Source organism: Dactylosporangium sp. CA-052675, from assembly GCF_050947935.1.
Lineage (GTDB): Bacteria > Actinomycetota > Actinomycetes > Mycobacteriales > Micromonosporaceae > Dactylosporangium.
Genome location: NZ_CP192010.1, coordinates 8063009 through 8089957 on the forward strand (window position 1 = coordinate 8063009; position 26949 = coordinate 8089957).

Below are 26949 nucleotides of genomic sequence, written 5' to 3' on the forward strand. Positions count from 1 at the left end.
AACGATCGGTACAAGTTGTCATGCCAGCCACCATACACATCTTTGAACGATCGTTACAAGACGTGTACGCTGGCGGACATGGCGGGCCGCAAGCAATTCGACGTCGACGAGGTCCTACGACGCGCGATGCACGTCTTCTGGCGCTGGGGCTACTCGGACGCCTCGATCGAACGCCTGACCGAGGGCACGGGCCTGGGCCGGGGGTCGCTCTACGGCACCTTCGGCGACAAGAGCTCCCTCTTCCGCAAGAGCCTCGTGCGGTACGCGGAGACCTACCACCCGCTGTACGAGCAGGCCTTGTCCGGCCCCCACCCGGACCCGAGCGCGGCTGTAGCCGCCTTCCTGCGGGTCACCATGAACCGGATCGCCGATCCGACGGTTCCGGATGGCTGCCTGCTGACGCTGTCGGTCACGCAGCTCCCGGCACTCGACGCGGAGAGCCAGGCGCTGGTCCGCGCGATGGTGGCCGGGTTGCGGGCCATGCTGGAGCAGGCGTTGTGGGCCGCGGGGGCCGGTCAGCGGGAGGCGGCGGAGCTGGCGCTGCGCACCCTGGCGACGAACAAGTCGCTGGCGGTGCTGAGCCGCGGCGGCTTCTCGGGCGAAGACCTGGCCACCGTCGCCGCGGCCGCGGCCCGTATGGCGTAGTCCCGCGGGGCGTACCCCGCGCCGGTCACGGCGCTGCGGCATCGGCCCGGTCGCCTGCCCGATCATGGTTCCGCGACGTGGATGACGACCTTGCCGCGCCGGTGCCCGGTCTGCAGCGCCTCGTAGGCGGCGCGCGTGTCGGGCAGCGCGACGACGCGGTCCACCACCGGGGCGAGCCGGCCCGCCCCGATGAGCTGCCCGACGGTCTTGAGCTGGTCGCCGTTCGGCTCGACGATGAAGAACACCCCACGGACCCCGTGCGCGGCGGCCTGCCGGGCGTCCGGCGGGGTCGCGGCGCTCACCAGCACACCGCCCGGCCGCAGGACGTCCCACGAACGGGCCTGCGTCTCACCTCCCACCAGGTCGAGCACCACGTCGACGCCATCGACGCGATCCTCGAAGCGCTCGCCGGCGTAGTCGACGACCTCGTGAGCGCCCAGCCCGTTCACGAAGTCCCGGTCGCGTCCGCCGGCGGTCGCGGTGACCCGCGCGCCGAGGCCGGCGGCGATCTGCACGGCGAACGAGCCGACGCCCCCGGCCGCACCGTGGATCAGCAGGTGCTGCCCGTCCCGCAGGGAGGCGTGGTCCACCAGCGCCTGCCAGCCCGTCAGCGCGGCCATGGGCACGGCCGCGGCCCCGTCGTGGTCCACGGTGGCGGGCTTCGGGGCCAGGACGTCCGCCGGTACCGTGACGTACTCGGCGGCGGCCCCGTCGCGCAGGAACGGGATGAGCCCGTAGACCTCGTCGCCGACCTCGACCCCGGTGACCGCGGGACCGAGCGCGGCGACCACGCCCGACATCTCGTGCGAGGGGATGATCGGCGTCCGGTCGCGGCCCCCCGGTACGAAACTGTCGGTCCAGGTGGCGTCCCAGGTGAGCTCCCCGGCGGTGATCGAGGCGGCGCGCACCGCCACGAGCACCTCACCCGCGGCCGGCACGGGGCGCGGCGCCTGCTCGTACACCAGCCGCTCGGGCCCTCCACGGTGGTGCGCCCGCACCGCGCGCATCGTGTTCATCCGCCGTTGCGTGCCCACCGGATCGTCGCTTCAGCGCACACCGTGGATGAGAACCCGGGGGACCGCCGGCGTCATCGCAACAGCAGGCGCTCCATGCCGTCCATGAGCCAGTCGACGCAGTCGGTCAGCGACCATCCCCGGCCGAGCATGAACGCGTCCGCCGCCTGCGGGCCGAGGACCGCCCAGTAGATGTCCGTGGCCCGCTCGACCGTCAGCCCCGGCCGCAGCAGGTGCGAGCAGGACTCGATGATGGTTGCCGCGTCGCTGTGACGGCGGCGTTCGTACTCCTCCCACGCCGTGGCGATCTCGGGATCACCGGGCGCCGCCTCGCGAAACGTGCGCAGGATCGGCCCGGCCGTCGGCAGCCAGTCCATCGTGATCTCGCGCAGCAGGCGGAGCTTCTCGTCCTTGGCCCGCGCGTCCAGCATCCGCCGGAACCGGTCCTGGGCGAGCAGCGGCATGTCGCCGCCGCCGCCCGCGATGCTCCGGTCGACCGCGGCGAGCAGCAGCGCGGCCTTGCCGCCGTGCGCGAAGACGGTCTGCGCCGAGACGCCCGCGTGCGCCGCGATGGCTTTCATCGTCGTTTCGGCGTACCCGAGCCGGGTGAAGCACTCCGCGGCGGCGGCGATCACGGCGCTTCGGGTCCGCTCGGCCTGCTGCGCGCGGATCTTCGAGTGATATGTCCGTTTTCCTTCGACCACTTATTGACTTTAGCAGAAGTCAATTCATAGTATCCTGACTCAAGCGAAAGGAGAGATCATGACCACCACGATCCGCCCGGACGGCACCCACGACGTCGAGCAGCTCGTCCTACCCGGCCAGACGGCCGCGCCCGCCGGCCCCGTCGACCCCGCGGGCATGTACCTCATGCACCACGCGTTCCGGCGCGACCTCGCCCTGTTCACCGCGGCCGCGGCCGCCACCCCGGCCGCGGACCAGGCGTGCTGGAAACGGCTCCAGCGCCGGTGGGCCCTGTTCTCGGGCGTGCTGCACAAGCACCACCACGGCGAGGACACGGGGCTCTGGCCGCTGCTGCTGGAGCGCACGGCCGGCGGCGAGGACGCGGCCGTCCTGCACGCGATGACCGCCGAGCACGAGCACATCGATCCGCTGCTGCGGGCCTGCGGCGACGGGTTCGCCGCCCTGGCCGCCGGGGCCGCCGGCGCCGCCGACACGCGCGCGGCCCTCGCCGGGCACGTCACCGAGCTGCGCGACCGGCTCCAGGCCCACCTCGCCCACGAGGAGCGTGACGCGATGGCGCTCGTCCAGGCCTACCTCACCCCGCACGACTGGGAGCGGCTCGACAAGGAGCACTTCTCGCCGGACTACCGCCCCCGCGAGGTCCCCGCGGCGCTCGCCTGGGTGGTGTACGGCCTCCCGCCGCACGCCGTGCGAAAGATCCCCGGCGGTCCCGTCCTGCACGCCGTCGGAAGGCTCCTCGCCCGGCGGTTCGCCCGCGCCGAACGCCGCACCTTCCGCTACGTCGCACCGGCGGCCGGCGCATGAGCACCGCCACCCGCTCCGGCCGCCAGGACCGCCTGTTCACCTGGGTGAGCAGGCACGTGGCCCGGATGCACATCGCCCTGTTCCGCCGCACCGGCGGCCGGTTCGGGCACCGCTTCCGCGGCAATGACGTGCTGCTGCTGACGGCCCGCGGCCGGCGCTCGGGCCAGCTGTTCACGGTGCCGATGCTGTACCTGCGCGACGGCACCGACTACATCGTGGCCGCGTCCAACGGCGGCATCGACCGGGAGCCGCAGTGGTGGCTGAACCTGCGGGCCGACCCGAACGCCGTGGTCGAGACCCGCGGCGCGCGGATCGGCGTGACCGCGTCGGAGGTGCAGGGCGAGGAGCGCGGCGCGCTGTGGGCACGGCTCGTCGCATCGCTCGGCGCCTACGAGGGCTACCAGGCCAAGGTGCGCCGCCGGATCGCCGTCGTCCGGCTGCGCCCGCGGTGACGCCTCGGCCGCGCCGCGAGGAAGGCTAGGCGGCGGAGGTACGGACCAGGGTGCGGATCTGGCGGAGCAGCACCGAGATGGCGGCCATGTCGCCCGGGGACTCGCCGAACTCGCCGATCGCGTTGCGGGTGCGGGCAATCGACGTGGCGTTGCTCTGCTCCCACTCGTGGACCCGGCCCACGGCGTCGTCGTCCGCCGACGTGGCGTTGAGGACCTCCGCCGTCAGGGCGGCCAGCGCGGCGTACAGGTCGTAGCGCAGCGCCATGCGGGCCAGCGTCTGCCAGCGGTCCTCGCGGGGCAGGTCGGAGATCCGCGACAGCAGGTCGTAGACGCGGAAGCGCTCCGACAGCACGTAGTACACGTCGGCGACCTCGCTGACCGCCCGGCCGGTTCGCGACGCGACCTCGACGATGTCGAGGAGACCGAAGCCGTACAGCATCCGGGTGGTCGCCTCCGCGATCTCCGCCGGCAGGCCCAGCCCGCGCAGCATGGCGACGTGGGCGTGCAGCGCCTCCCGCTCCTGCCCGCGGTACAACGTCGGCAGTTGCGGCAGCATGCGCGAGATGCCGGGGCGCAGCCGGGCGAGCTCGCCGGGCACGTCGATCGGCAGCCGCCGGTTGGAGACCAGCCAGCGCACCGCCCGGTCGAGCAGCCGCCGCATGGCCAGGTAGACCGCCGTCTGCGCCTCCGCCGGGACCTGGTTGTCGAGGGACTCGACGGCGCGGCGCAGCTCGCCCAGGCCGTACACCTTCTCGGCCACCACGAAGGCCCGGAGAATGTCCGCGGCGCCGGTCCCGGTCTCCTCGGACGTGCGGTGGAAGAACGACATGCCGCCCCGGTTCACGGCCTCGTTGACGACCGCGGTGGTGACGATCTCGCGGCGCAGCGGGTGCTCGGCCATCGCCCCGGCGAACCGCTCCCGCAGCGGCGTCGGGAAGTACTCGACCAGGACCTCGTCGGTCCACGCCTCGTCGGGCAGGTCGGAGTCGAGGATCTCGTGCTCCAGCACGATCTTCACGTACGACAGCAGCACCGCGAACTCGGGCGAGGTCAGGCCGATCCCCGCCTCGGCGCGCACGTCGAGCTCCTCGTCGGCGGGCAGGGCCTCCAGCGCGCGGTCGAGCCGGCCGCGGCCCTCCAGGTCGGCGATGAGCCGCTTGTGGACCGGCAGCAGCAGGCGCGACTGCACACGGGCGTTGCCCAGCGCCGTGGCCTGGTCGTAGTTGTCGCGCAGGACCAGCTCGCCGACCTCGTCGGTCATCGCGGCGAGCAGCGGGTTGCGGTCCTTCGGCTCGAGCGCGCCGTCGGCGACCGCGCGGTCGAGCAGGATCTTGATGTTGACCTCGTGGTCGGAGCAGTCGACGCCGGCCGAGTTGTCGATGAAGTCCGTCGCGATGCGGCCGCCGTTGAGCGCGTACTCGATGCGCCCCCGCTGGGTCAGGCCCAGGTTGCCGCCCTCGCCGACGACCTTCGCGCGCAGCTCCCGGCCGTTGACCCGCACATAGTCGTTGGCCTTGTCACCGACATCGCCGTGGGACTCCGCGGTGGCCTTGACGTAGGTGCCGATGCCGCCGTTCCAGAACAGGTCGACGGGCGCGGCGAGGATCGCGTGGATCAGCTCGTTGGGCGTGAGTGCCGTGACCGACACCGGGATCCCCAGCGCGACTTTCGCCTCCGCCGACATCGGGATCGACTTCGCCGCCCGGGAGTAGACACCGCCGCCGGCCGAGATCAGCCGCTTGTCGTAGTCGTCCCAGGAGGACCGGGGCAGGGCGAAGAGCCGGGCCCGCTCCTCGTACGACGTCGCGGCGACGGGACGCGGGTCGATGAAGACGTGCCGGTGGTCGAACGCGGCCACCAGCCGGATGCACGGCGAGAGCAGCATCCCGTTGCCGAACACGTCGCCGGACATGTCACCGACACCCACCACCGTGAACTCGCTCGCCTGCGTGTCCACACCCAGCTCACGGAAGTGCCGCTTCACCGACTCCCAAGCACCCCGCGCCGTGATCCCCATCCTCTTGTGGTCATAACCCGCCGACCCACCCGACGCGAACGCATCACCCAACCAGAACCCGTACCGCACCGAAATCTCGTTCGCGATGTCCGAGAACGTCGCCGTCCCCTTGTCCGCCGCCACCACCAGATACGGATCATCCGGATCATGACGCACCACATCCGGCGGCGACACCACCTTGCCACCATCAAGATTGTCCGTCACATCCAGCAACGCCGAGATGAACAACTGATAGCACGCCACCGCCTCATCACGGTCACCCGGATTCTGCTTCAGCACGAACCCGCCCTTGGCCCCCGTCGGCACGATCACCGCGTTCTTCACCATCTGCGCCTTCACCAACCCGAGAATCTCCGTCCGGAAATCCTCCCGCCGATCCGACCACCGCAGACCACCCCGCGCGACCGAACCGAACCGCAGATGCACACCCTCGAACCGCGGCGAATACACAAAAATCTCGAACCGCGGCCGCGGCGCCGGCAGATCCGGAATCGACTGCGGATCCAACTTGAACGCCGTATACGACTTCGGCCGCCCACCATCCCCACGCTGGAAGAACGACGTCCGCAACGTCGCCTGGATCAGATGCAGGAACGAACGCAGAATCCGATCCTGATCGAGACTGCTCACCTCGTCGAGATCCTCGTTGATCGCCGCGACCATCTTCTTCGACCACTCCCACCGCGCCGTCTCGGACAGGTGCAGCCGCGGGTCGAAGCGGGCCGTGAACAGGTCCACGAGCTTCGCGGCGATCGAGGGGTGGGCCAGCAGCGTCGTCTCCATGTAGTCCTGGGAGAACACGGTGCTGGCCTGGCGCAGATACTTCGCGTAGGCCCGCAGGATGACGACCTCGCGCCAGGTGAACCTGGCCTTCAGCACGAGGGCGTTGAAGGTGTCGACCTCGGCCTCACCCCGCCAGGTGGCGTAGAAGGCGTTCTCCAGGTGCGGGCGGGCCTCGACGATCGACCGCGAGTCGGCCGGCAGCTGCAGCCCGAAGTCGTACAGGTAGACGGTGCCGTCGGCGCGGGCGATCTCGTAGGGCCGCTCGTCGGTGACCCGCACCCCGAGGGAGTGCAGCACCGGCAGCACGGCGGAGAGGGTCATCGGCTTGCCGTAGCGGTACACGTTGAACCGGATGTCGCTTTCGGCCTGGCGGCGGCGGTACACGTGCACGACGAGCTGGCCCGGCTCGTCGAGCAGCTCCAGCTGGGCGACGTCCTTCACCGCTTCGCCCGGCGTGTGTTCGTCCTTGTACGTCTTCGACAGCGCGCCGCCGTAGCGCTGGTACAGCACCTTGGCCTGGTGCTCGTCGTTGAGCTTGCGCTCCAGCTCGAGGCGGAAGTCGTCGTCCCACAGCCGGGTGGCGTCGGCGAGGCGCTCGGTGAGACGCTCGACGTTGATGTCGCCGGGCGGGTTGCCGGGCTCGGTGCGCACGGTGAGGTACACCCGGGCGAACTTGGACTCGCTCACCTGGGTCGTGTAGTCCACCCCGACGCCGTTGAGCTCGGCGACCAGGATCTGCTGGATGCGCAGCCGGTTCGCGGTGGTGAACCGGTCCCGCGGGAGGTAGACCAGGCAGGTGATGAACCGGCCGTAGGCGTCGCGGCGCAGGATCAGCTTGAGCTGCCGGCGGCCGGCCAGGCGCAGCACGCCCATGACCGCCTTGTAGAGCTGCTCGGTGCCGATCTGGAACAGCTCGTCGCGCGGGTAGGTCTCCAGCGTCTCCATCAGCTCCTTGCCGGAGTGCGAGCGCGGCGACAGGCCGGAGCGCTCGACCACCTCCGCGACCTTGCGCCGGACCACCGGCAGGTCACGAACGCTGGTCCGGTAGGCCGCCGAGGAGAACAGCCCGAGGAAGCGCTTCTCCCCCACGACGTTGCCCTCGTGGTCGAACTGCTTGAAGCCGATGTAGTCCAGGTACGCCGAGCGGTGCACCGTGGAGCGCGAATTGGCCTTCGTGATGACGAGCAGCCGCCGCTCCAGCGCCTTGGCGTAGGCCTCCGCCGTCATCGAGGACAGCACCCGGGGCTTGGCCTGGTCGGCGCGCAGGATGCCCAGGCCCGAGCCGAGCACCGCCTGCAGCAGCTCCTCCCCCTTGTCGCTCTTCGTCAGCCGGTACTCCCGGTAGCCCAGGAACGTGAAATGGTCGTCGACGAGCCAGCGCAGCAGCTCGACCGAGTCCGTGATGTCCTTGTCCGGCACGGGCAGCCGCGCGGAGCCGAGCTCGTCGGCCAACGCGAGCGCCTGCGTGCGCATCCTCGGCCAGTCCTCGACCGCCTCACGCACGTCGTCGAGCACCCGGGCGAGGTCGCCGCGCAGCCTCTCGAGCTCCGCCTCGTCGCGGATCCGGTCCACCTCGACGCGGATCCAGTTCTCGACGAGGTCCCCCGGCGCGGCGTCCTCGGGCTCCAGGCCGACACGGACCTCCTCCAGCGCGCCCAGCGGCGCCCGCCGCACGACGACGAGGGGGTGCACCAGCATGTGCACGTCGAGATCGCGCGCCTGCAGCGCGCTCGTGACCGAGTCGACCAGGAACGGCATCTCGTCGGTGACGATCTCCAGCGACGTACCGCCGCAGACACCCTCGCCCAGGCGCAGCTTCACCTCGCCGGGCACCCGCTGCCCGGCCAGCTGCACGTGTGACCGTGTGGCGGCAACCATCTTCGCCGCCTCGCAGCCGGCGAGCTCCTCGTCCGCCACGAGGCGCCAGTACTGCGCGACCAGCTCGGGGTCGGCGTCCTGGGCGGTCGCCAGGGCCACCGCCTCCGCCACCAGGCGCTCGGCATCGGATACGTGCCGCTCCAGCTCGTCGTCCCTGACCGCGGGTCCGGCGGTGCTGTCGCTCGCCCGGGAGTTCATCGGTCTCTCCCCTCGCCCACGCCGGCGTGTTCATACTCCGATTACCCGGCCTTGGCCGGGTAATCGGAGTTCGGCATGGGCAAGCCGCCGGCCCGACGGCCGTCAGCGCTGGTGCGGGCCTCAGCTCAGCGCGAACTTCTGCGCCGCGGAGCCGTTGCAGTCCCAGATCTGCAGCCGCGTGCCGTTGCCCGTCGCGCCGCTCGGCGAGTCGAGGCAGCGGCCCGACTGCGGGTTGCGCAGCGACCCGTCGGCCTGCTGCACCCACTGCTGGCCGCCGACGCCGTTGCAGTCCCACAGCTCGACCTGGGTGCCGTTGGCCGTACCGTTGCCGATGATGTCCAGGCAGCGGCCCAGCGTGCGCAGCGAGCCGTTGGACTGGTGGAACCAGTGCTGGTCCACGGCGTAGGACTGGCAGTCCCACAGCTGCACCGCCGTGGCGTTGCCCCCGTTGTCGTCGCCGGCGACGTCGACGCACTTGCCGCCGGGGCCGAGGATCACGCCGCCGCCGTTCACGGCGAACTTCTGCGCCGCGGAGCCGTTGCAGTCCCAGATCTGCAGCCGCGTGCCGTTGCCCGTCGCGCCGCTCGGCGAGTCGAGGCAGCGGCCCGACTGCGGGTTGCGCAGCGAACCGTCGGCCTGCTGCACCCACTGCTGGCCGCCGACGCCGTTGCAGTCCCACAGCTCGACCTGGGTGCCGTTCGCGGTCCCGTTGCCGTTGATGTCCAGGCACCGCCCCAGCGTGCTCAGCGAGTTGTCGGCGTTGTGCGTCCAGTGCTGATCCACCGCGTACGACTGGCAGTCCCACAGCTGCACCGCCGTGCCGTTGCCCCCGTTGTCGTCGCCGGCGACGTCGACGCACTTGCCGCCGGGCCCGGTGATCGTGCCCGCGGCCGCCGGGCCGCCCGTGGAGCCCCCGCCGGTGAACGAGGTGAGGGTGATGCCGGCCGAGCGCGGGTCGCTGTTGTTGACGAGCGACTCGAAGTTGCCGACGTCGTCGAACGGGAAGGCATAGGCCTTACCGTCGACCGTCTTCGAGTGGATGATCTTCGCGTACTGGTTGGTCGGGCTGTTCTGGTAGAACTGGGCCGCGTTGGTGCTCGGCTGGGTGTCGATCGTGCCCAGCGTCCCGCGGTTCAGGGCCGCGCAGAGCGTCCGGGCGATCGGCCCGACCACCAGGTCGTTCGGCGCGGCGAGGTTGCCGGCGCAGCCCCACACGTCGCCGCTCGACGGCCTGGTGAACGAGGCGACCTGCTGACCCGACCCGTTGGTGAACGTCATGACGGCGCCCGACGTGCGGCCGAAGTACTTCGTGTTCGGCTGATCGGCGAACGGCACCACGGTCAGCGTCTTGGACGCGTAGGCGTTCCAGGCGGACGAGATGTACGAGTCCAGGTAGGTGGTGCTCAGCTGCCCGGCGTCGGCGGCCTTGCCCGGCGACAGCACCCGCAGCACGGTGCCGTCGGAGCGGGTGTACACCGAACCGCCCCAGCCGGCCTGCGCCTTGATGCCGTTGATGATGGCGTCGCGCCCGCCGGCGACGAGCTCCCCGGTGCGGCTCGTGGCGCCGTTGCTGCCGGTCACGCTGACGACGTGCGGCACCGCGAACATGTCGACCTGGGAGCTGTTGAGCCACAGCCCGGCATCGTTGTAGGTGAACTCGCTCCAGTCGAAGAGGATGTCGCGGTTGGAGTCGCCGCCCGCCCACGGCGCGGGCTGGACCAGGCCGTCCGGGGTCAGGTAGAAGTTCAGCTTCCGGCCGAGCGAGAAGTAGACCCGTCCGGACAGGCCCCGCGGGACCTGGAGGGTGACGGAGCCGCCGTTGCCGGGCCCCCCGATCGCCACGTCCGGCGCGGGCGTGGGCGGCGTTCCCCCGGCCGGCCAGGCGGTGAAGGCGCCGGCGGCGTTGACGTAGCCGAGCCGGCCGGTGCTCAGGTTGGTGCCGAGCACGTAGAGATAGACGGCGTCGCCGCGGCCGGTGTTGTTGGTGACCGTCATGGGCAGCACCGCCGGGCCGACGGCCAGCGACGCCGGTGCGGCGAGGGTCACGGCCGCGGTCACGGCGACCGGAACGGCGACGGCGAGGGCGGCGACCGCCGACAGCAGTGTCCTTCGCCGGCGGACGATCGGTAATGTGTGTTCGTGTTCGGTTTCCACAGCCGTTGAGCCCCTTCTCAAGCACGGGCGGGGAGGGGTGGGACACGCCAGCTCATCCCCCACGTGGCGGACGTGAGAGCGCTTTCAGCATGGTCCCCGACTGTAAAGATCGTTGTCAATAGCGCACACGCGAGAACGGCGATGTTGGAATGCGTTGAAGGCGCGGACCGTTCGCGACGATCCGGCGCGCCGGCATCGCGGAACTCGACGCCGGCGGCGTGGAACCGACGCGGCAGGACCGGAAGACCTCCGGGGTGAACCGGATGTACGCCTCGGGCGAGGTCATCTGCCGGGCGTTGCAGAAGCTCAACACGGCGCGCAGGCTCTGCTGGGCGAGCGCGGTGCCGAGGTGGCCCGGCGAGGCGCCGATCACCGTGGCCGGAATGTGGTCGAAGGCGTCGCGGCGGGGACGAGGCCGACCCGCGCCGGCCCAGGTCGGCGTGGTGGCGGTACCCGCCTACGCGGCCGGGTGGGCCGGGGAAGGCACGGAGACCGCGGTGCCGTCAGGTTCACGGCCGCGCAGCGGACCCCGCTTGCCGCGGGAGCGGGCGACCAGCCGGCAGACGAGGTAGATGGCGAAGGCGATGATGGTGACGTACGGGCTGATCGGGATGCTGCCGCCCAGGGCGAGCAGGATGCCCCCGACCATCGAGCCGACCGCGAAGACGACGCTGAGCAGCGTGACGAGCAGGGGCGAGGCGGTGACGCGCAGGGCCGCGGCCGCCGGGGTGCACACGATGCTCAGCACCAGCAGCGCACCCACGATCTGCACGGACATCGCCACACAGAGCCCGAGCAGCAGCATGAACGTCGTGGACAGCGCGGCGACCGGCACGCCGCGGGCCGCCGCGAGCTCGGGGTCGGTGCTGGCGAAGCTCAGCGGGCGCCAGATCACGGCCAGCCCGGTCAGCACGATCGCCGAGGTCACGATCAGCCACGACAGCTGCGGCGTGTCGACCGCCACGATCTGCCCGGTAAGCAGCCCGAACTTGTTCGCGGACCGTCCTTTGTAGAGCGCGAGGAAGAGCACGCCGAGGCCGAGGCCGAACGGCATCAGCACGCCGATGATCGAGTTGCGGTCCCGGGCCCGGGTGCCCAGCGCGCCGATGACCACGGCGGCCAGGATCGAGCCGAGCAGGGAGCCCGCGACGACGTTCACGCCGAGCAGCAGCGCGCCCGACGCGCCGGCGAACGACAGCTCGCTGATGCCGTGCACGGCGAAGGGCAGGTCGCGCCGCATGACGAAGGGGCTGATCAGGCCGCCGACCACGCCGAGGATCGCGCCGGCGATGAGCGAGTTGCGCACGAGGGCCAGCAGCTGCGCGTAGTCCGCGAAGTTGAAGATCTGCTCCCAGAAGCCGGTCGCGCTCATGCGGGCAGGCCGGCCACGACGATGCGTCCCGCCGCGTGCAGCACGTCGACGGGCATGCCGTACAGCTCGCTCAGCGTCGCGGAGTTGAGCACCTGGTCGACGGATCCGACCCGGAACTGCCCGCCGGCCAGGTAGAGAACCCGGTCGACGTACGGCAGGACGGGGTTGATCTCGTGCGTGACGAACACGACCGCGGTGCCGCTGGCCCGGCGCCGGCTGTCCACGAGGGCGGTGACCGTGCGCTGGCTGCGCATGTCGAGCGAGAGCAGGGGCTCGTCGCAGAGCAGCAGCTTCGGGTCGGCGACGAGGGCCTGGGCAATGCGGACGCGCTGCTGTTCGCCGCCGGAGAGCGCGCCGATCGGCAGGTCCGCGAACCCGCTCGCGCCGACCGCGGCCAGGACGGCGTCGATGCGCCGGCGCCGGTCGCGGCTCGGCCGGCCGATGCCCCACCGGTGCCCGTCGAGCCCCTGACCGACGACGTCGCGGACGCGCAGCGGGACCAGCGGATCGATGTGGCGCTGCTGCGGCACGTAGCCGACGTCGTCGCGGTTGCACCGGGGCGGCTGCCCGGCGACCAGGAGCGTCCCGGTGTCCAGCGGCTGCAGGCCGAGCACGGCGCGCAGGAGGCTGGTCTTGCCGGAGCCGTTCGCGCCGAGGACGGCGACGAACTCGCCCGCCTCGACCTGCAGGTTCAGCCCGCTCCAGAGGCGGCGCCGCCCGTAGCGCAGCGCCGCGTCGCGCAGCGTCAGTGCCGTGCCGGTGCTCATCGCAGCGCGGTCTCGATCGCCGTCAGGTTGTCGCCCATCCACGTCAGGTAGTCCTTGCCGGCGGGCAGGGTCTCGGTCACCGGCACGACGGCGACGCCGGCCGCCCGGGCCGCGTCGAGGACCTTCCGCGTCTGCGGCCCCGAGGTCTGCTCGTTGTAGGCCAGCAGCGCGACGTCCTTGTGCGCGAAGAGGTCGAGCGTCTCCCGCAGAACGTCCGCCGGTACGTCGGTGCCTTCCTCGATCGCCTCGCTGAACTCGTCCGGCGTCTTGTTCACCAGCCCGCACGCCTGGAGCATGTACAGCGGCACCGGCTCGGTGATCGCGACGCCCGCGCCGGGGTGGGCCGCCTTGATCGCCGCCTCCCGCGCCTGGAGCTGCTCGACCTTCTGCTTGAACGCGGCGGCGTTGGCGGTGAAGGTGGGCGCGCCCGCCGGGTCGGCCTCGCCCAGCGCCGCCGCGAGCCGGTCGGCGAGCTGCCGCACGGTGGCGAGGTCGTACCAGACGTGCTCGTTGAGCTCCTCGCCGCCGGCGGCCTTGCGGCCCGAGACGTCGACGACGTTGATCACCTTCGGGGAGCCGCCGGCCGACTGCAGCATCGTGTCGACGAAGTCGTCGTAGCCGCCGCCGTTCTCGATGACCACCTCGGCCTTCGACAGCTCCAGCTGGGTGCGGGTGTTCGCCTCGTACGAGTGCGGGTCGGCATCGGGGTTGCTGATGATCGACGTGACGGCGGCCCGGTCGCCGGCGATCTGCTTGGCGATGTCGCCGTAGACGTTCGTCGAGGCGACGACCGGAACCGCCGAGCCGGGCGGCGCCGCGGCCGGTGTCCCCGGCGGGGACGAGCCGCACGCGGTCAGGAACATCGCCAGCGACAGGGCGCCGGCCCCCCACCATGTCACACCTCGGCGTACCACGACGCTATGCCCACCCTCCGAGTAATGCGTAATGAAATTCGTTTCCAAGAAGACCCTAGGCCACGGACAGCGGCGCGATCAAGCCCGTTCATTCATTGCCACAGGTGCATATCCGCATGTCAGGGCGCTGGTTGCCGTCCGGCGGTTCCGCTTGACTCCGGAAATGAAAACCGATATCAACAAGGGGTGAAAGCCGCTCGGATCGTCGGCGTGACCGGGACGAACCCGTTGCACGAGCGGCTGGTGCGAGCTCGAGCCGGCCAACGCCCGCGCGCTCGCGACCCTGCGCCAGGCGCTCGACGCTTCCGTCAAGGACTGGATGTCGTACGCCGAGCAGGCCGCCGAGTTCCACACCCGCAACGCGCTCGCGTGGGGCAACGACCGCGCCGGCACCGACCTGACCGCCCAGATCGCCCCGGGCTACACCCTGGCGCCGGCGACCGCCGAGCGCTGAGCACGAAGGAGGAGCACCATGTCGCTCAACGTCCCCACCGCCCTGCTGGAGCGCGCCGAGGCCGGCCCGGTCGACGACGCCGATTTCGTGGCGTGCGTGCGGGAGTCACTGCCGTACGCCTGGACGATCATCAGCGGTGTCGTGACCGGCCTGCGCGCCGAGGGAGGCGACTTCGCCGACCACAGCGTCCCGCCGCCGGGCGAGGCCGAGCGCGGCCAGTTGCTGCGCGCGCTGGCCAGCGACGCCATCCGGGGCGGCCTGGAGCGGCACTTCGGCGTGACCCTCGCGTTCCAGAACTGCCACCGGGTCGCGGCGTTCGCACCGTCGGCCGTGGGCGGCGAGCGGTACCGCGCGTTCGTCTCGCCGCGCGCGCAGTTGCTCAACCAGTCACCGCAACGGCGCGACTGCTGAGCCGCGCGGGCAGTTGCTCAACCAGTCACCGCAACGGCGCGACTGCTGAGCCGCGCGGGCAGTTGCTCAACCAGTCACCGCAACGGCCCGACTGCTGAGCCGCGCCCGCAGCGCCGGCCCGGGGTGCCGGGCCCGGCGCTGCCGCAGGGGTCAGCGCCCGTTGTCCTGCACGCGCCGCACCACGGCCCAGGCCGCCGGCAGCAGCGCCGTCGCGAGCAGCACCTTGAGCGCGTCGCCGACCAGGAACGGCACGACCCCCGCAGCCAGCGCCCGCGTCAGCGGCAGGTGGGCCGCGAGCGCGAGGTACGGCACGCCGATCGCGTAGATGCACAGATTGCCGAGCACCATCGTGCCCGCGGTGCGCAGCGGCGTCCGGTCACCGCCGCGCCGGGCCAGCGCGCCGACCACGGCGCCGGCCAGGACGAAGCCGATGACGTATCCGAACGAGACGACCCCGGCGCCGCTCGTGCCGCCGGCGAACCACGGCACCCCCAGCGCGCCCACGGCGAGGTAGAGCGCCATCGAGGCGACGCCCCGAGCCGGGCCCAGCGCCGCGCCGACCAGGAGCACGGCGAGGGTCTGCCCGGTCAGCGGAACCGGGCTGATCGGCTCGATGGACACGGCGACCTGCGCCGCACCGCCGGTCAGCGCGGCGCCGAGCCCGACGAGCACGGCGTCGCGTGCGAGAGCTCCCGGCACCAGGTCGGCGAGAACGCGGGGCGGGACGGCGTACGAGTCGCTCACGGAGCCTCCAGGCAAGAGTTCGGGCGAGTCGACTGTAAGGCGTCAGACCCTCCCGGTGGCCGGCGCGGCGATCCGCAGTACCGTCCAATTCGTCACGCGGGCCGGCTCTTCCGGGGCTCAGTGCGGGCCGTGAATCTGGCGGTGCAGGCGCTCCATCCGCTCGTCCAGCCGGGCCGCGTCGGCGGCCGCGGCCACGAGCTCGTCGCGCAGCGCGGCGGGGATGGCCGGGTCGTACTTGTAGAAGATCTTGTGTTCCAGGCTGGCCCAGAAGTCCATCGCCACCGTGCGCAGCTGCACCTCGACCGGGACCGCGACAACGCGGTCGGACAGAAACACCGGGATCTCGACGATCAGGTGGAGGCTGCGGTACCCGTTGGCCTTCGGTGCGGCGATGTAGTCCTTCGTCCGCAGCAGGCGCACGTCCGACTGCCGCGTCAGCATGTCCGCGACGGTGTAGACGTCCGAGACGAAGCTGCACACGATCCTGATGCCGGCGATGTCGTAGATGTTGGCGCGCACCTGCTCGACCGTCATCTCGCAGCCGATCCGCGCCGCCTTCGCGCTGATGCTGTCCAGCGTCTTCAGCCGCGGGCTGACGTACTCGATCGGGTTGTCCCGGCCCTTGTGCACCAGCTCCTCGGCGAGGATCTTCACCTTCGTCTCGACCTCGGCCAGCCCGAACTTGTAGTGCAGCCTGAACTGTGAGAACTCCTCGGCCAGGTCCCGCAGCGTCTCCAGCACCGCCGCGTCCTCGAGCACGGATCTCAACTCACGCGAGACGCCGTCGTCAGCAGTCTTCTTCCGCTCGTACATCTGCCACCTTCCGTCGTCGGCGCGAGTGAGACACGCGTGCGTTCGCGGTGCCCGCACCGGCCAAGCATGACGTACTCGTCGCCGGCGCGGCCGTCCTTGCCGGCCCGGGCGGCCGGGACTTCGGTGCCGTCGCCGTCGGCCGCGCGGCGCACGGCCTTCGAGCGCCGCCGCGCGGCCCAGCAGGTGTCCACGACTATCCACAATGGACACGACGCCCGAGCGTCGCGGCCGCCACCGGCGCTTCAGGTCTTTCTGCCAGCTGGCTGAACGACTTGTCGCATTGTGCTGATCGCCATTTCCCGGCGAATCCCGCGACACCGGCCGTATCCGCGTATTCGGATGTGGTTTTTGCCACGACAAGAAGCCCTTCCGTCGCATTGGGACGCAAGGGCCATCGGTCGTCGAAGATCAGAAAAATAGGCGTTTACGGCAGCTGCCGCCTATCCGCCGTACAGACGAGTGAAATTCGACCGGGCGCGCCAATACGATCGCCGGACCCCATTCAGATCGTGGGTCACCCCCCATTTCCGCAGGAGGCCAGGATTTGAACTCCCGGTTGCCCAGGTATGCCCTGTTCGCCGCGACCGCGGCAACGACCGTCGTGGCGGGCGCAGCGATCGCGCCGCTGCCCGCGTCGGCCGAAACGACCGGTCCCAAACTCAGCTACGTCGTCAACGCGGTGAGCAAGGAGCGGACGGCTGACGCCGCGGCCGCTGTCACCGCGGCCGGCGGCACCGTGACGGTGTCCTACGCCCAGATCGGCGTGGTCATCGCGCACTCCACGAACCCCTCGTTCGTCCAGGCGGTGAAGGGCGCCTCGCACGGCGACGCCGTGCTCTCGGTCGGCGCGACCCGGACCGCGGCCCTGCCGGCCATGGCCGAGGACACCGAGACGGTCGAGGACTACGTGCCGGACGCGCTGGAGAACTCGACGCGTCAGAGCGACATGGTCCTCATCGGCGCGCGGGCGGCGCACGAGGTCAGCCTCGGCAGCGCCGCCGTCACGGTCGGCGTGCTCGACGACGGCATCGACGCCAACCACCAGGACCTCGCGCCGGTGGTCGACCAGTCGAAGTCCGTCAACTGCGTGGGCAACGGCGCCCCCGACACCACCCCGGGAGCGTGGCGGCCCACCAGCCTGACCGCCGACTACCACGGCACCCACGTGGCCGGCACCATCGCGTCGGCCAAGAACGGCGTCGGCATCGTCGGTGTCGCGCCCGGCGTGAAGCTGGCCTCCATCAAGGTGGTCAACTCCGACGGCTTCATCTACCCCGAGTACGCGATCTGCGGCTTCGTCTGGGCCGCGGAGCACGGCATCCAGGTCACGAACAACAGCTACTACATCGACCCCTGGCTGTACTGGTGCGAGAACCAGGCCGACCAGGCGCCGGTCGTCGAGGCGGTCCGCCGGGCGGTGGGCTACACCACCGCGAACGGCATCCTCAACATCGCGGCGGCGGGCAACGAGAACCAGGACCTCGCGAACAAGACGGTGGACACGACGAGCCCCGACGACACCGACCCGGTGCGCCGCACGCTCGACCCGAGCTGCCTGGACCTGCCGAGCGAGCTGCCCGGCGTGGTGTCGGTCTCCTCCACGACCCAGCCGACCGTCCCCGCGACGGCCGTCGGGCCGTGGGCGCCGGGCCTGACCACGCAGCCGGCCCGGTCGTCGTTCTCGAGCTTCGGCCTCGGGGCCGTGGACGTGGCCGCACCCGGCTCGAGCATCTACTCCACCTCCCCCTCGACCGGGGTCAGCAGCTACCGGACGCTCTCGGGCACCTCGATGGCGTCGCCGCACGTGGCGGGCGTCGCCGCGCTGCTGGTCTCCAAGCACCCGGGCGCCACGCCCGACTACATCGCGGAGCTGCTGCGCAAGCAGGCGATCCCGCTGGCGTGCCCCACCTCCGGCACCGACTACACCCAGGGCCGGTGCAAGGTGGACCCCGCGAACCCGTCCGTGAACGGCTTCTTCGGGCACGGTCTGGTCAACGCGTACAAGGCCGTCACCGAGGCCGAGGACGTGACCGCGCCGACCGTGGCGGTCACCGGCGTCACCCAGGGCCAGCAGATCACGAAGGGCGTGCCGGTCACGCCCGGCTGCACGACGACCGACGCCGGCAGCGGCGTGGCCAAGGCCGCGACCCTGTCCGTCACCGGCGGTCCGGCGGTCGGCTCCTTCACCGCCACCTGCTCGGGCGGCCGCGACCGCGCCGGCAACACGGCGGCCCCGGTCAGCGTCACCTACCAGGTGGTGTTCGGCTGGCGCGACTTCGGCTCGCCGATCAACGTCGGCAAGCTCAACGTCGTGAAGGCCGGCAGCGCGGTTCCGGTGAAGTTCGGCCTCTCCGGCAACCAGGGCCTGGACATCTTCGCCGGCGGCGCTCCGACGGTGCAGACGGTCGCGTGCGACACGTCGGTCGCCCAGGACCCGGTGGAGACGACGGTCACGGCCGGGTCGAGCTCGCTGAGCTACGACGCGGCGTCCGACCAGTACAGCTACGTCTGGAAGACCCAGAAGACCCAGGCGAAGACGTGCGCGCGGCTGTCCGTCAAGCTGATCGACGGCACCACGCACACCGCTGATTTCATGTTCAACTGACGATCGTCCTCGACCGACCGTTGCAGCAAGCAGGGCCCCCGACTCGTCGGGGGCCCTGCCGCGTTGTCGGGGTCCGCGGTCGCCGCCGCCCCGGTCGATCCGGCGGCCGGCGGTGCCGGGGCCGCGGCGGGGCCCGGGCGCGAGAGTTGTGAGCAACCCGGGTCGCCGGCACACGTGGCGAGCGCCGCACGCAAGAGGCCGCCGGTGGGGCTCCACCGGCGGCCTCGAGCTGGCTGGGTCAGTAGGTGACCGTGAAGGGCACCTCGACCCGGATCTTCGAATCAGCGCCGGCCAGCTGGATGCTGGTCGAGCTCGGCACCGCGTTCCCCGGCACGCTGAAGGACGCGGCGGAGACGATGCCATCGGCGTTGGCGTGGACGGTCAACGCGGCGAGGCCGTCGCCGAAGGTGATCGTGACCGTTTCGTTGCGCGCCAGGCCGGAGGCATCGAGGGTCAGCGCCGTGCCGCGCGGGCCCTCGGTGGCCGACAGGGTGATCTGCGGCTGGGGGCCCGGCACCGCGGCCGGGGCATCCAGCTCGATGGTGGCCGTGGCCGGCGCCTGCGAGGACGCGCCCTCGGCGGTCACCGCGTAGAGGCCGGGCTCCGGCGCCGCGATCGTGGTGTGCACGGCTCCGGCCGAGGTGGCCCTGACCGTCACGTCGGACGCGGCGAGCTTGACGGTCACCGGCTCACCGGCGGTGAAGCCGGTGCCGTCGACGGCGATCGCGGCACCGCTCGCGGGCGTGGCCGAGATCGTGGGCTGCTTGGCGCCGCCCCCCACCGTCACGGTGAAGGTCAGCGTGCTGCTCGACCGGCTGTCCCACACGGTGACGTGGGCGGTGTAGGTGCCCTTCAGCGCGTACGTGTGCTGCGCGCTGATCGCGCCGCCGGTGCCGACGGTGGCGTCCTGCGGGGCCGTGCCGTCGCCCCACTGCACGCGGGCGTGGTAGCCGGTGGCGTCGGGGACGCCGCCGGTGACCGTGCCGAGCGCGGCGTCGAACGCCTGGCCGGCGTTCGCCGTCTGGTTCTTGGGGGCCGTGGTGGCCAGCGCCGGCGACGGGGTGCCGTCGTCGGCGATGGCGAACACGTGGATCCGGCCCGCGGAGCCGGGGTCGCCGGTCTGCGTGGGCAGCTTCACCGAGACGAGCGTCTTGCCCGCCGGGATCTGGTACGGCGCGGTGGCGAACAGGAACGGCTGGGCGCCGTCCCGGCTCGTGCCCTGCAACCGGTACGCGGTCTTGGCGACCACGATGTTGCCGTAGGACGGGGTGCCGTTGGGGTTGCCGCCCAGCGTCCAGTCGCTGAACTGGATCGGGATGCTCGCCGTGGTGCCGTCGCTGAACGTCGCCGTGGCGGTCGTGCTCTGGTTGCCCTGCGTGCCGGCGCCGACGAACGAGATGCTCTTGGCGTCGGCGGGCAGGTTGAGCACGATCGTCCTGCCGTTGCCGGTGGCGTTGTCCGGCTGACCGGCCGGGGTGGCCGGCAGCGTGAAGTGCAGCGCGGTGCCCGGCACGTCGTGCGGCTGGCCCTGGGTGACGCCGCCGGCCGTGAGCGCGGCCCGGGAGTACGCCCAGTTCTTGGCGTCGCAGTTGGCCGCGAGCACGCCCTCGTCGCCGATGCAGACGGTGTCGAAGGCGGCCGTCAGGCCCGACGCCGGCGTGTAGGCCACGTCGATGCCGACCGTCGCGGCGTCCTGGCTGCTGCCGTCGGTCACGGTGACGGAGGCCTGGTAGTAGCCGGGCTGCGCGTAGGTGTGCGAACCGCCGACGTTGTACACCGCCCGCGAGCTCAGGGTGATGGTGCCGGTGGTCGCCGGCGAGCCGTCGCCCCAGTCCACGCTCGCCTGGTACGCCGTCGCGGTGCCGCCCGTGACCGTGGCCAGCGGAACCGAGACCGCCACCCCGGCCGTCGCGGGCACCGCGCCGGAGCCCACCGGGGTCACGGCGACGTCGCCGCCGCCGAGCTCGACGTCGCCACCGCGCAGCAGCTCGATCTCGGCCAGGTTGGTCTGCTCGGCCCCGGCCGTCTTGGTGACGACCAGGCGGAACTGCGTGAACTTCCCCGGGTGGCTGACCCGGAACGGCCGGGTCTGGTTGCGCCAGGTGAACACCTCGCCCTTGCGGGAGTCGACGGTGGTCCAGCTGACGCCGTCCCGGGAGCCCTGCAGCTTCCAGTCCGCGGGGTCGCCGGGGTTGGCGCCGGAGGTGATGGTGTACCACGTCGGCTTCTGCTTGCCGCCCCGGTAGGCCCAGCTGATCTGCGGGGTGCCGGTGGCGAACGTCATCTGCGTGGCCGAGGTGTCGTCGAACAGCTTCGCCGCGTCCTGGCCGCCGGTCGCGGTCGCGGTGCCCAGCCCCGGGCCGGTGGTGTCCTGCAGCGGCTGGGGCGCGTCGTCGCCCTTCGTCAGCGACGGCGGGGCGTCGTGCTTGCCGGTGCCCCACGACGACGGCTTCGACCCCATGTCGAAGTCGATGGTCCCGCCCCGGGCGAGGACGGAGGAGTCGATGGAGACCTCCTTGAGCTTCTTGCCGTTGACCTTGACGCCCTGGACGTACACGTTCTTCGTGCTGTTGGCGGGCGCGTTGACGACGATGTCGCCGCTCTTGCGGTGCACGGTCATCCTGGTGAACTGCGGCGAGCCGATCGCCCAGTTGGACGAGCCGGCCTGCAGCGGGTAGAGACCGAGGGAGCTCAGGACGTACCACGACGACATCTCGCCGTTGTCCTCGTCACCGAGGTAGCCCTGGCCGATCTCGCTGCCCACGTAGAGCCGCTGCAGCAGCTCCCGCACGATCGCCTGGGTCTTGGCCGGCGCGCCGGCGTAGTCGTACATGTAGGGGATGTGGTGCGAGGGCTGGTTGCTCATGCCGAGCTGGCCCATGCGCACCGCCCGCGCCTCGAGCATCTCGTGGATCGTGCCGCCGTAGCCGCCCGGGTGGTCGGCCTTCTCGGGCGTGGCGAAGAACTCGTCGAGCTTCTGGCGCAGGGCGTCCTGCCCGCCGTACAGGTTGGCCAGGCCCTGCCCGTCCTGCTGGGCGGTGAAGGCGAAGTTCCAGCCGTTGGTCTCGGTGTAGACGCCGCCCCAGTCCAGCGGGTTGCCGTTGAGGAAGTTCCCGGCCGCGTCCCGGCCCTGGAAGAACTTGCTGGCCGGGTCGAAGAGGTTGACGTAGTTGCGGGCGCGCTGCAGGAAGTACTCCGACTCCTCCTTGAGCCGGTCCCGGTCGGCCTTCGGCGTGCTCGGGTCCTTGGCCAGCGCGGCGGCCATGTTGCCGATGCCGTAGTCGTTGATGTAGCCCTCCAGGGCCCACGACACCGACTCGCCGGTGGAGGTCGGGGTGTAGCCGAGGAACTGCGACGTCTGCAGGCCCTTGCGGCCGACACCGCTCTTGCCGGAGACCACGGTCGCGTCCCGGACCGCCGCGTTGTACGCGCTCATCGGGTCGGGCAGGGTCACGCCGTTGAGGTACGCCTCCGCGAGGGCCACGTCGGCGCTGGTGCCGGTCATCAGGTCGGCGTAGCCGGGCGAGGACCAGCGGGCGATCCAGCCGCCGTCGCGGTACTGCTGGACGAACCCGTCGGCGATCCTGGCCGCCACGTCCGGGTACAGCAGCGTGTAGGCGGGCCACACGGTGCGGTAGGTGTCCCAGAAGCCGTTGTTGACGTAGATCTGCCCGTCGACGAGCTTGGCGCCGGTGTTCGTCGGCGTCGAGGAGCCGGTCGGCGCCGACACCGGGCTGGCGTACTGCCAGTGCGGCGCGGCGGCGGTGCCGGTGTTCTCCGACTGCGAGTTCGGGTACAGGTTCAGCCGGTACAGGTTGGAGTACAGCGTCACCAGCTGGGTCTCGCTCGCGCCGCGGACCTCGATCCGGCCGAGCCGGTCGTTCCACGCCGCGGTCGCGGCCGCGTGGATCTGCTCGAAGCTGCGGCCGGCGACCTCCAGGTCGAGGTTCTTGCGGGCCTGGTCGAGCGAGATGAACGACGTCGCGATGCGCAGCGTCACCTGCGAGTCGGCGGAGGTGTCGAACGTCGCCGACGTCGCCGCGGCGGTGCTCGGCGCGCGGTCGAAGGTGCCGGCCACGAACATCCGGCTGCGCCCGACCGACAGGCCGCTGCCGTTGTCGACCCAGCCGGTGAAGGTGCCGTCCGTGCCGATGGTGAACGTGCCGTTGTAGAACACGAGGCTGCCGGTCGCCTGCCCCGCGGGGAAGGTGAACTGCATGATGCCGCCGTGGTCCGTCGGCGACAGCTGCGCGGTCAGGCCGTTGCCGGTCTTGACCTGGTAGAAGTCCGGCCGCGCGATCTCGTCGCCGTGGCTGAACGACAGGGCCCGGCTGCTCGGTGCCCCGGTGAGGTTGCCGCCCGCCGTCACCGGCATGATCGACATCTGGTTGCGGTCACCCATCCACGGGCTCGGCTCGTGCGAGATCGCGAGGCCCTGCAGCGTGGGCAGGTTCGCCCCGTTGTTGGCCCGCTGGTACTCGTACTCCCACGAGTCGGAGGTGGCGTTGGTGACCGGCGTGAAGAAGTTGAAGCCGTTCGGCACCGCGGAGATCGGCAGGTTGTTGCCGCGCGAGAACGAGCCCGAGGCGTTGGTGCCCCGCCGGGTGTCGACGTAGTTGGTCAGGCTGGCGCCGTCGATCGCCGCCGGCGTGCCCGTCACGGTGACGTCGTCGATCCAGCCCTGGAACCGGGTCGCCGCGGTGGCCTGCGGGTCGTCGTAGGCCAGCAGGATGCGGTCGATGGTCTTGCCGCTCGCGACCGTGCCGATGTCGGACTGCACCGCGTTCCACTGGTCGGCGTAGAGCACCTTCGACGCGCCCTGGCCGGCCGCCGTCAGCGCGTACCCGTGCTGGTCGAGGGGCGAGCGAGCGCTGAGGTAGGTGCCGTCGGTGAAGTGCAGGTCGACGGCGGCGTAGGTGGACGGGTACTGCGCGTCCTGCCCGGTGTACTCCGGGAAGATCTTGTAGGCCAGGCGCGTCTTCGGCCCGACCGGGATGTTCACGTCGAACAGCCTGTTCGTCGCGAACGAGCGCCCGTCGGCCTCGGCTCCGCCCGAGTAGCGCAGCGACGCCAGGCCGGTGAACCCGGCGTTGGGCTTCATGTTGTACCCGCTGACGGGCCCGGCCCCGACGACGCTGACCATCGGGGTGGCCGGCGGGCGGGTGTTCGTGCCGTCGCTGATGTCCCAGTCGGCCAGCTGGACCAGCGAGTCACCGGAGTTGGCGGTGACGCTGAGCCGGTAGTAGCTGTACGCGGCCGTGTTGGTGAAGCTGTAGGTGTTGGTGGCGAACCGGCCGCTGAAGGTCTGGCCCGTGCGCCGGTCCAGATCGGTCCACTGGCTGCCGTCGTTGGACCCCTGCACCGTGAAGTCCTTGGGGTCGCGGCCCGGCGCGTCGTTCGCGGAGGTCAGCGAGTACTTCACCACCGCCGCGGGCGCCTTGAGCTGGTAGGCGACCCAGCCGGTCGGGTTGAACGCCAGCCACTTCGTCGACGGGTTGCCGTCGGCGAGCCGGGCCGCGACCTCGTTCGGCGGGTTCTCCGCGCTGGCGGTCACGGCGGCGACCTGGCCGAGCACGCTGCCGGGCAGTCCGTTGGGGCTCGATCCGGAGAGGTTGCCCTGGATCGGCCGGCCGCTCGCGTCGGTCTCGACGGTGGTCGTGGCCGGCTTGGGGTCGGTGGTCTCGAAGGAGGAGCCGAAGTCGCCGGGCGGCGTGGCCGCGCTCGCGGTGGTGGCGGCGACGAGCAGTCCGACGGGCAGCAGCAACGCGGCTGCCCCGGCTAGTCGTCGGCGGGTCCTGGGCACTTTCATGGGGAACTCCAGGGGTGTTCACGGGCGCAGGGGCACGCCCAGTGGCGAGCGTCAGCCTGGCGTTACCTGACAACGTTGTCAAGATCCATGCGTGTCATCGCGAATTTTGTGTCAACGTTGTCAAGGACGGCCGATGTCCGGCTATGGTCTTTCGCGTGACAAGCGAGTCGGGCCGCACCAGGCGGCCCACGATGGCGGACGTGGCCGCCCGGGCCGGGGTGAGCCTGAAGACCGTGTCGCGAGTCGTGAACGACGCGCCGTACGTCCAGCCCGAGCTCGCCGAGCGGGTGCTCGCCGCCGTGGCCGAGCTCGGCTTCCGGCGCAACCACCTGGCCAGCTCGCTGCGCTCCGGGCAGGCGACGGCCACCATCGGGCTGCTCATCGAGGAGATCGCCAACCCGTTCTACGCGACCATCGCGGGCGCGGCCGCCGAGATCGCCCGGCAGCGCGACACCATGCTCATCATCGCCAGCTCCGAGGAGGACCCGGCGCGCGAGCAGCAGCTGCTGCGGGACCTGTGCGCCCGGCGCGTCGACGGGCTGCTCGTCGTGCCGGCCGGCAGCCCGACCGGGTGCGACCACTCCTTCCTGCGCGCCGAGGTCGAGCTCGGCACCTCCGTGGTCTTCCTCGACCGGCCGCCCGGGAACCTGCGCGCCGACACGGTGCTGCTGGACAACCGCGGGGGCGCCCGCGAAGGGGTGCGCAGCCTCGTCGCCGCCGGCCACCGCCGCATCGCCGTCCTGCTCGACTCGATCGGCGTCTACACCATGCGCGAGCGCCTCGACGGCGCGCAGGACGCGCTGGTGGAGGCCGGCGCCCCGTACGACGGCCGCCTGGTCCGCGACGGGGTCCGCGATCCGGCGGCGGCGGGCCGGGTCGTCGCGGAGCTGCTCGACCAGCCGGACCCGCCGACGGCCTTCTTCAGCCTCAACAACCGGATCACCCTCGGCGTGATCGAGGAGCTCTACCGGCGGGGCAGCGACGCCGCCCTGCTCGCCTTCGACGACTTCGAGCTGGCGCGCCTGGTGCCGTACCCGCTGACGGTGATCGCCTACGACACGCGCGCCCTGGCCCGCACCGCCACCGAGCTGCTCTTCCGCCGCATCGACGGCGACCGGTCCTGGCCGCGCACGGTGGTGCTGCCCACCGAGCTGGTCGCGCGCGGCCTGCGCCGCTAGCCGCGCCCCCGCCGCTCACCGGGGGTCGTCGGCGACGCGCAGGAGCTTGCGTTCGTACTCGCCCCCGAAGTCGATCCTCGTGATCTCGTCCAGGCGCCAGGCGCTGGGCTCCTTGAGCCACTCCGCCTTCGCGGTGAGCTCCAGCAGCATCAGCGTCTTGTCGTTGAAGCCCACGACCCGCCCCACGAACACCACGTCGGGGTCGTCGCGCTCGATGTAGATGCTCACCACCCGGTAGCGCTGGGCCGCGGTGATCAGGATGCGCCGCGCCGACGTGAGGTCCAGGTCCGCGGGCGGCGGGGGCGGCGGCCAGCTGTCGTCCAGGGCCAGGGATCGGGCCGCGAACGCCTCGGGGCCGCCGCGCCGCTCGAGCGACGTGACGTCGTCGAGCCGTACGGCCGCGAAGCCGTCGAGGTAGATGTTGTCGTCGAGGACGTGCAGCGCCGCCCAGGTCTCGGCCACCGCGCCGACGTAGCCCTCGAAGGTCCCGTCCGACCAGAGGCGCCCGACGCGCAGCAGCTCATGCGAGTCCCTGGCCTTGCGCAGCGCCGTGGCCGTCGTCCGCCGGGTCATGGTCCGTCAGCCTATCGGCCGGGATGGCGGCCAGCGCTATGTCGATCGTGGCGTGCAGGGCGTCGCGGCTCGCCCCGGCCGCCGCGTGCACGGCGTTGCCCTCGCTGACCACCATCACGTAGCGGGCCAGCGCGACCGGGTCGGTCCCGGGCGGCAGATCGCCCTCGTCCACGGCCCGGGCCAGGCGCCCGGCGAGCGCACCCTCCCCGGCCAGGCGGCTGGCCGCGAGGAACCGTGCGGCGCGGCCGTCGTCGCTGCCCGTGGCCAGGCCGCCCTGGATGGACAGGCAGCCGGCCGGCCGGTCGGCCCGGGTCAGCGCGTCGGCGTTGTCGCGCAGGAAGCGCTCGATGACGGCGTACGCCGTGGGCTCCTCCAGGGCCCGGCGGGCGTAGGCCATGTCGGCCTCGGCGTAGCGGGCGACCGCGCGGCGGAACAGCTCGTCCTTGTTGCCGTAGGCGGCGTACAGGCTGGGGCGGTTGATGCCCATGGCTTCGGTCAGGTCGGCGAGCGAGGCACCCTCGTAACCGTGGCGCCAGAACACCTCGATCGCCCGGTCGAGGGCCGCGTCGGCGTCGAAGCCGCGCGGCCGGCCCACCGCTGGGGTCATGGTGACACACCTCATCCAACCGATCGGTACAGAAATATCTCCACGATGCTAGC

General features: G+C 71.5%; 20 protein-coding genes. 7 read left to right on the forward strand and 13 right to left on the reverse strand.

Annotated features, from left to right (window positions below):
- The first annotated feature begins 78 nt into the window (after nucleotides 1-78).
- Complete coding sequence (locus tag ACQP1P_RS35700; protein ID WP_433077861.1) at nucleotides 79-645, forward strand: TetR/AcrR family transcriptional regulator; 567 nt, start codon at nucleotides 79-81, stop codon at nucleotides 643-645.
- A 62-nt stretch (nucleotides 646-707) separates the two neighbouring features.
- Here ACQP1P_RS35700 and ACQP1P_RS35705 read toward each other — a convergent pair whose 3' ends face one another.
- Both ACQP1P_RS35705 and ACQP1P_RS35710 read right to left on the reverse strand, forming a co-directional pair.
- Nucleotides 708-1661 (reverse strand): NADP-dependent oxidoreductase, encoded by a 954-nt coding sequence (locus ACQP1P_RS35705; RefSeq protein WP_433077863.1) that lies wholly within the window; start codon nucleotides 1659-1661, stop codon nucleotides 708-710.
- A gap of 71 nt (nucleotides 1662-1732) precedes the next feature.
- On the reverse strand, nucleotides 1733-2362 hold the full coding sequence (locus ACQP1P_RS35710; protein ID WP_433077865.1) for a TetR/AcrR family transcriptional regulator: 630 nt from the start codon (nucleotides 2360-2362) through the stop codon (nucleotides 1733-1735).
- Nucleotides 2363-2420: 58 nt separating this feature from the next.
- On the opposite strand from ACQP1P_RS35710, the gene ACQP1P_RS35715 reads away from it, so the two are divergent.
- On the forward strand, nucleotides 2421-3167 hold the full coding sequence (locus tag ACQP1P_RS35715; RefSeq protein WP_433077867.1) for a hemerythrin domain-containing protein: 747 nt from the start codon (nucleotides 2421-2423) through the stop codon (nucleotides 3165-3167).
- The gene (locus ACQP1P_RS35720) at nucleotides 3164-3619 is read left to right on the forward strand and encodes a nitroreductase/quinone reductase family protein (RefSeq protein ID WP_433077868.1); all 456 of its coding nucleotides are present in this window, start codon (nucleotides 3164-3166) and stop codon (nucleotides 3617-3619) included. Before ACQP1P_RS35715 ends, ACQP1P_RS35720 begins: the two co-directional genes overlap by 4 nt.
- A 25-nt stretch (nucleotides 3620-3644) precedes the next feature.
- On the opposite strand, the gene ACQP1P_RS35725 is transcribed toward ACQP1P_RS35720, so the two are convergent.
- From ACQP1P_RS35725 to ACQP1P_RS35750, 6 genes are all read right to left on the reverse strand, one after another.
- The gene (locus tag ACQP1P_RS35725; protein WP_433077870.1) at nucleotides 3645-8495 is read right to left on the reverse strand and encodes an NAD-glutamate dehydrogenase; all 4851 of its coding nucleotides are present in this window, start codon (nucleotides 8493-8495) and stop codon (nucleotides 3645-3647) included.
- A gap of 120 nt (nucleotides 8496-8615) precedes the next feature.
- Nucleotides 8616-10649 carry a beta-1,3-glucanase family protein gene (locus ACQP1P_RS35730; RefSeq protein ID WP_433077872.1) on the reverse strand — a complete coding sequence of 678 codons (2034 nt, stop codon included), beginning with the start codon at nucleotides 10647-10649 and terminating at the stop codon, nucleotides 8616-8618.
- A gap of 115 nt (nucleotides 10650-10764) precedes the next feature.
- On the reverse strand, nucleotides 10765-11022 hold the full coding sequence (locus tag ACQP1P_RS35735; RefSeq protein ID WP_433077874.1) for a hypothetical protein: 258 nt from the start codon (nucleotides 11020-11022) through the stop codon (nucleotides 10765-10767).
- Nucleotides 11023-11106: 84 nt separating this feature from the next.
- Entirely contained in the window at nucleotides 11107-12021 is a 915-nt protein-coding gene (locus ACQP1P_RS35740; RefSeq protein WP_433077877.1) for a metal ABC transporter permease, read from the reverse strand.
- Nucleotides 12018-12788, reverse strand: a complete 771-nt coding sequence (locus ACQP1P_RS35745) for a metal ABC transporter ATP-binding protein (protein WP_433077879.1) — start codon at nucleotides 12786-12788, stop codon at nucleotides 12018-12020. Before ACQP1P_RS35745 ends, ACQP1P_RS35740 begins: the two co-directional genes overlap by 4 nt.
- Nucleotides 12785-13687, reverse strand: coding sequence for a metal ABC transporter solute-binding protein, Zn/Mn family (locus tag ACQP1P_RS35750; protein WP_433077881.1), 903 nt, complete (start codon nucleotides 13685-13687; stop codon nucleotides 12785-12787). Before ACQP1P_RS35750 ends, ACQP1P_RS35745 begins: the two co-directional genes overlap by 4 nt.
- A gap of 334 nt (nucleotides 13688-14021) precedes the next feature.
- Between ACQP1P_RS35750 and ACQP1P_RS35755 the strand changes: the two genes are divergently transcribed.
- Nucleotides 14022-14156 (forward strand): hypothetical protein, encoded by a 135-nt coding sequence (locus ACQP1P_RS35755; protein ID WP_433077883.1) that lies wholly within the window; start codon nucleotides 14022-14024, stop codon nucleotides 14154-14156.
- An 18-nt stretch (nucleotides 14157-14174) separates the two neighbouring features.
- Nucleotides 14175-14567, forward strand: a complete 393-nt coding sequence (locus tag ACQP1P_RS35760; RefSeq protein ID WP_433077885.1) for an SCO5389 family protein — start codon at nucleotides 14175-14177, stop codon at nucleotides 14565-14567.
- 150 nt (nucleotides 14568-14717) lie between these two features.
- Here ACQP1P_RS35760 and ACQP1P_RS35765 read toward each other — a convergent pair whose 3' ends face one another.
- Complete coding sequence (locus ACQP1P_RS35765) at nucleotides 14718-15311, reverse strand: biotin transporter BioY (protein WP_433077887.1); 594 nt, start codon at nucleotides 15309-15311, stop codon at nucleotides 14718-14720.
- Nucleotides 15312-15428: 117 nt separating this feature from the next.
- Nucleotides 15429-16070 carry a GTP pyrophosphokinase gene (locus ACQP1P_RS35770; protein ID WP_433077889.1) on the reverse strand — a complete coding sequence of 214 codons (642 nt, stop codon included), beginning with the start codon at nucleotides 16068-16070 and terminating at the stop codon, nucleotides 15429-15431.
- Between the two features lie 610 nt (nucleotides 16071-16680).
- Here ACQP1P_RS35770 and ACQP1P_RS35775 point away from each other — a divergent pair.
- The gene (locus tag ACQP1P_RS35775) at nucleotides 16681-18729 is read left to right on the forward strand and encodes a S8 family serine peptidase (protein ID WP_433077891.1); all 2049 of its coding nucleotides are present in this window, start codon (nucleotides 16681-16683) and stop codon (nucleotides 18727-18729) included.
- A gap of 238 nt (nucleotides 18730-18967) precedes the next feature.
- Here ACQP1P_RS35775 and ACQP1P_RS35780 read toward each other — a convergent pair whose 3' ends face one another.
- Nucleotides 18968-24493 (reverse strand): GH92 family glycosyl hydrolase, encoded by a 5526-nt coding sequence (locus ACQP1P_RS35780; RefSeq protein WP_433077893.1) that lies wholly within the window; start codon nucleotides 24491-24493, stop codon nucleotides 18968-18970.
- A 236-nt stretch (nucleotides 24494-24729) separates the two neighbouring features.
- On the opposite strand from ACQP1P_RS35780, the gene ACQP1P_RS35785 reads away from it, so the two are divergent.
- Entirely contained in the window at nucleotides 24730-25716 is a 987-nt protein-coding gene (locus ACQP1P_RS35785; protein ID WP_433090231.1) for a LacI family DNA-binding transcriptional regulator, read from the forward strand.
- 15 nt (nucleotides 25717-25731) lie between these two features.
- Here the strand turns inward: ACQP1P_RS35785 and ACQP1P_RS35790 are convergent, their stop codons facing one another.
- Both ACQP1P_RS35790 and ACQP1P_RS35795 read right to left on the reverse strand, forming a co-directional pair.
- Entirely contained in the window at nucleotides 25732-26289 is a 558-nt protein-coding gene (locus ACQP1P_RS35790; RefSeq protein ID WP_433077895.1) for a hypothetical protein, read from the reverse strand.
- Nucleotides 26237-26896, reverse strand: a complete 660-nt coding sequence (locus ACQP1P_RS35795) for a TetR/AcrR family transcriptional regulator (RefSeq protein WP_433077897.1) — start codon at nucleotides 26894-26896, stop codon at nucleotides 26237-26239. The genes ACQP1P_RS35790 and ACQP1P_RS35795 overlap by 53 nt, the downstream gene beginning before the upstream one ends.
- Nucleotides 26897-26949 lie beyond the last annotated feature (53 nt).

Coding starts and splice junctions, on each gene's coding strand:
- ACQP1P_RS35715 (WP_433077867.1), top strand. CDS start 2,421: ATGACCACCACGATCCGCCCGGACGGCACCCACGACGTCGAGCAGCTC.
- ACQP1P_RS35785 (WP_433090231.1), top strand. CDS start 24,730: ATGGCGGACGTGGCCGCCCGGGCCGGGGTGAGCCTGAAGACCGTGTCG.
- ACQP1P_RS35720 (WP_433077868.1), top strand. CDS start 3,164: ATGAGCACCGCCACCCGCTCCGGCCGCCAGGACCGCCTGTTCACCTGG.
- ACQP1P_RS35745 (WP_433077879.1), bottom strand. CDS start 12,788: ATGAGCACCGGCACGGCACTGACGCTGCGCGACGCGGCGCTGCGCTAC.
- ACQP1P_RS35760 (WP_433077885.1), top strand. CDS start 14,175: ATGTCGCTCAACGTCCCCACCGCCCTGCTGGAGCGCGCCGAGGCCGGC.
- ACQP1P_RS35700 (WP_433077861.1), top strand. CDS start 79: ATGGCGGGCCGCAAGCAATTCGACGTCGACGAGGTCCTACGACGCGCG.
- ACQP1P_RS35755 (WP_433077883.1), top strand. CDS start 14,022: ATGTCGTACGCCGAGCAGGCCGCCGAGTTCCACACCCGCAACGCGCTC.
- ACQP1P_RS35795 (WP_433077897.1), bottom strand. CDS start 26,896: ATGACCCCAGCGGTGGGCCGGCCGCGCGGCTTCGACGCCGACGCGGCC.
- ACQP1P_RS35740 (WP_433077877.1), bottom strand. CDS start 12,021: ATGAGCGCGACCGGCTTCTGGGAGCAGATCTTCAACTTCGCGGACTAC.
- ACQP1P_RS35705 (WP_433077863.1), bottom strand. CDS start 1,661: ATGAACACGATGCGCGCGGTGCGGGCGCACCACCGTGGAGGGCCCGAG.
- ACQP1P_RS35725 (WP_433077870.1), bottom strand. CDS start 8,495: ATGAACTCCCGGGCGAGCGACAGCACCGCCGGACCCGCGGTCAGGGAC.
- ACQP1P_RS35790 (WP_433077895.1), bottom strand. CDS start 26,289: ATGACCCGGCGGACGACGGCCACGGCGCTGCGCAAGGCCAGGGACTCG.